Origin of the sequence: Sphingobium sp., from assembly GCF_003248505.1 — a bacterium.
GTDB lineage: Bacteria > Pseudomonadota > Alphaproteobacteria > Sphingomonadales > Sphingomonadaceae > Sphingobium.
The window spans coordinates 1-3,951 of record NZ_QFOA01000137.1 but is presented as its reverse complement, the minus strand read 5'-3'; the positions used below and the strand labels follow the sequence as shown (position 1 = coordinate 3,951).

The 3,951-nt window shown below is 61.2% G+C and carries 2 protein-coding genes and 2 pseudogenes; 1 reads left to right on the top strand and 3 read right to left on the bottom strand.

Going from position 1 to position 3,951, the window contains the following annotated elements:
* Positions 1 to 327: pseudogene (locus tag DI606_RS19605) on the bottom strand (hypothetical protein); the annotation flags it as partial.
* A 290-nt stretch (positions 328 to 617) separates the two neighbouring features.
* Here DI606_RS19605 and DI606_RS19600 point away from each other — a divergent pair.
* Entirely contained in the window at positions 618 to 2,996 is a 2,379-nt protein-coding gene (locus DI606_RS19600; protein ID WP_293985635.1) for an EAL domain-containing protein, read from the top strand.
* 121 nt (positions 2,997 to 3,117) lie between these two features.
* Here the strand turns inward: DI606_RS19600 and DI606_RS20415 are convergent, their stop codons facing one another.
* Together DI606_RS20415 and DI606_RS19595 are read right to left on the bottom strand one after the other, a co-directional pair.
* A complete protein-coding gene (locus DI606_RS20415) occupies positions 3,118 to 3,405 on the bottom strand; it encodes an HNH endonuclease (protein ID WP_367119499.1) in 288 nt (95 codons plus the stop codon).
* 329 nt (positions 3,406 to 3,734) lie between these two features.
* Positions 3,735 to 3,951: pseudogene (locus tag DI606_RS19595) on the bottom strand (hypothetical protein); the annotation flags it as partial.

Below are 3,951 nucleotides of genomic sequence, written 5' to 3'. Positions count from 1 at the left end.
GCCGGTCAGGACTTTCCAGCGATCGGGATGCCAGCATCGCACCGATCGGCGGGCATTCTCGACCTGAAGAGCGATGCCGGGGATCGGCAGGCGGCGGAACTCGTCGGCGAAGCCGTAGAGAACCAGCGCATAATCGACATCTTCCTCGTAGAAGGGATCGTCGCGTCGCAGCGCGTCGGGCATTGCGGCCTGGCGCTCGTCGGAAAGCACGTAGCCGCCATGGCTCGGTGTCCAGACCCGCCAGATGCCGGGCAAGACCTGCTCGGCCCGGTCGGGGATATCCCATGGCGTGGTTGCGGGCCGCGGGCTCGGTTGAAATCGGGTCATCTGTCGTCTCCCTTTGTGGATCGGACAGTTTCTCCCTCTCTCCTTCGGCCTCGATCGTCCCGCCGCGCGCTTGCAGGTGTATTCCAGGTCAGCGAGACGCCCAAGGAAGGTTAAGTGTCGGTCGATCTGGCACCCGGAGCCACGCACAAGTGGCCACCTCCAAATTTGCTGGTATCGATCAATATCGACAGACTGTTATCGGTTACAAACATACACGCAAATATAGGTCACTGATTAACCGGTATTTCATCAGTGAGATGTTAGCCCTTGTGCAAAGGGAGTTTCCTGTTTTGCGTTTTCTGATCTGTCTTACGCACGAACATGACCTGTGGCTCGTCGGCGTCGCTGCCCTGTTTTGCCTGGTCGGTTCGACGATAACGATCCGCCTGCTCGAGCGCATTCGGCTCGACGAGAACGGTGCCCGGACCGCATGGAGCTTCATGGGGGGCGTTTCGACGGGCGCGACCATCTGGTGTACGCATTTCGTATCGATGATCGCCTATCAGCCAGGGGTCGAAGTCGCCTATGAGCCGAAGCTGACCGCAATATCGCTGCTGCTCGCCATCGCCGGCAGTGCGGTCGCATTGCGGGTAGCGACCGTTCGTGGCCGCAAAATGCCCGTGTTGGGCGGCGCATTGTTCGGCCTCACCGTCACCGTCATGCACTATACCGGCATGGCCGCGTTTGCAGTGCAGGGCCGAATTCTGTGGTCGATTGATTATGTCGCCATATCGATCGTGGGTGCGGTCCTATTGGGCGCGCTGGCATTCGAGCGGGCCCGCCGGCGTGGACCTTTCACGGGGACATGGCCTGCGGTCGGCCTGATGGTGACCAGCATCGTCGTTCTGCATTTCGTTGGCATGGCGGCCATGGTGATCGTGCCGTTCGCGCCGGCTGCGGGTCAGGCCGGTTCAGGCGAAGCAACGACGATCATGGCGTTCGCCGTTGCCGGCGTGGGCCTGTTTATCCTAGGGACGGGCGTGTCGACCGAGGTACTCGATGCCCAATCGCGCGCCGAAACGGCCCGGCGCCTCAGAGATCTGCTCGAGGGCAATATCGACGGCATGGTTGTCACCCGGAAAGGCATCATCGAGGCCACCAACGCCGCCTTCACGCGCCTGGTAGGAGCGCCCGCCGAAGCGGTGGTGGGCGAGCCGCTGTCGAAATGGGTTGAGGACATTGGCGCGGTCAAGGCCGACATTCTGAGCCAGAGGATGTTGACGGGTGTCGACGGGACGCAAATCCAGGTGGAAGTGGCGGGAAGGATCGATCACCGCCACGCCTCGCCAAGGATGATCTACGCGCTGCGCGACATGCGCGCTCGCCTCGCGCAGGAACGGCGCATTGCGCACCTTGCCCGTAACGACAGCCTGACCGGGCTGCCCAATCGGACATCCTTCCTCGAATGGCTGACCAAACAGGCGTCACCCGACAGCGGCCATGCATCGGTCGCGCTGCTGTCGATCGATCTGGATCGCTTCAAGGAAGTGAACGATATCCACGGTCATGCCGCGGGTGATCAGTTGCTGGTGCAGATCAGCGAGCGCATGAAGTCGGCGCTGCAGGCGGGAGAGTTTGTGGCTCGCCTGGGTGGCGACGAATTCGTCGCGGTGACGCCGGTGGTCGAACCGGGCGATGCGCTCGGCCTTGCCGAGCGGTTGCGGGCCGCAATCGTTGCGCCGGTGATGCTCGATCACAGCGAGGCAGGCTGCGGGGCAAGCGTCGGCATTGCGCTGTGGCCACGCGATGCCGATGAAATCTCGACGCTGATCAACAACGCCGACCTCGCCATGTACCGGGCCAAGGGCTCGATCACGACCGATGTGTGTTTCTACGCCGAGGAGATGGATCGCGCGGTACGCGACAGGCGGCGGATGGTGCAGGACTTGCGCGATGCCCTGGATCGTGGCCAGTTGACGCTGCATTGGCAGATCCAGCAGTCCGTCCAGACCGGCAGGACGACCGGCTATGAAGCGCTGCTGCGATGGACCCGGCTCGACGGCACGTCGGTGTCACCCGCTGACTTTATCCCGATAGCAGAGCAATCAGGCCTGATCCTGCCGATCGGCGAATGGGTGCTGCGCACCGCGTGCCGCGAGGCAGCCGCCTGGGCAGAGCCGTTCAAGATTGCGGTCAATCTATCGCCGGTCCAGCTGGGCCATGTCGATCTGCCGCGGCTTGTCCATGAAATCCTGCTCGAGACCGGCCTGTCCCCTTCCCGCCTCGAACTCGAGATCACCGAAACCGCGATGATCACCGATCCGGCCCGGACCACGCATATTCTGCGTCAGTTGAAGGCGATTGGCGTGTCGGTCGCCATGGACGATTTCGGCACCGGCTATTCGTCGCTTTCGACGCTTCGCTCCTTCCCCTTCGACAAGATCAAGCTCGACAAGTCCTTCATGCTCGAGCTGAACGGCGGGCCTCAATCGGCCGCCATCATCAAGGCCGTGCTCGCGCTCGGCAAGAGCCTGTCGATCCCAGTGCTTGCCGAAGGCGTCGAGAAGCCCAGCCAGCTCGATTTCCTGCGCGAACAGGGCTGTGACGAGGCGCAGGGCTATCTGCTCGGTCGCCCGGCACCGATAAGCCATATCGGTATTGGTGAAACACCCGATGACGCCCGTAAGACTGGAAAAACAGGCGCTCAAGCGGGCGTAGAAACCGAGTGAGGTTATCCTGTAAGGCATAGGTCGCCGCGCGCGGTGCGCCATCCCGTTTTCGATCATTCTCGAAACTCTGATCAAGAAGATCGAGCCGGAATGGCGATCAACCTGCGCCTGACACGGTGGGTCAGATCGATGGAGCTCGAGTGTCCACGGAATGGAGGCGGAGGCCGTGCCATTTTCCCGAGGCTAATCGTGCCCGCACGCGGCGTGAATGTGCCGATGGCGATCGCGCGGGACGTGCGTGATGCCTTTTGGTGTTACAAAATTTACAGGCTGCAACGATATTGGTGTCATCGTTATCTCCGCCGTCGCATTGCGCGATGAGGTGCTCGGCAGTTGCTTGTAGCAAGCGCGCCTGATTGACAGAGATGCCGTAGCGCGATGCAAAGGTGTCGGGATCGGCCGACCACATGGGTTGCTGACAATAGTAGCAGTAGCCACCCTGCTTCAGGACGCACCGATTTCGGGATTTTCCAAATTTCGACATAAAAGTTCCACTTCGACTTATAGGTCAAAGCGATGACGCAACGGCAGGTTTTGCCGCCTGAAGGCTAAGAGCTACTGCTCGCGTCCATGGCGGCTAATGCCGGCCCCGCAGTCCTTCACAGGACGGGTCATCCCGATCCATTGCGCAATTATATCCGATTCCAGATTCCGTGCAATTTCAATGCCCGTTTCGTTATCGCAGGACCGTGCCGAAACGGCGCAAGTAACGGTCGGCGGCAATATCGAGTTTCGGCTTCATCCGATCCGTAGCTGATCGAGAATGGCCGCTTCCAGCGCATCGCCTTCGAGATCCTCAGCGTGGATGGTGACGACAGGCGCGATCTCGCGCAGCTTCTCGACCTGGCGCAGCTTCAGCCCGAGCGTGTCAGCATCCTCGCCGGTCACGATTTCGAGGGCGGATTCGATGACCTCGCCGGTGGTGAAGTCCCGCAGGTCGAGAAGCAGATCGGGA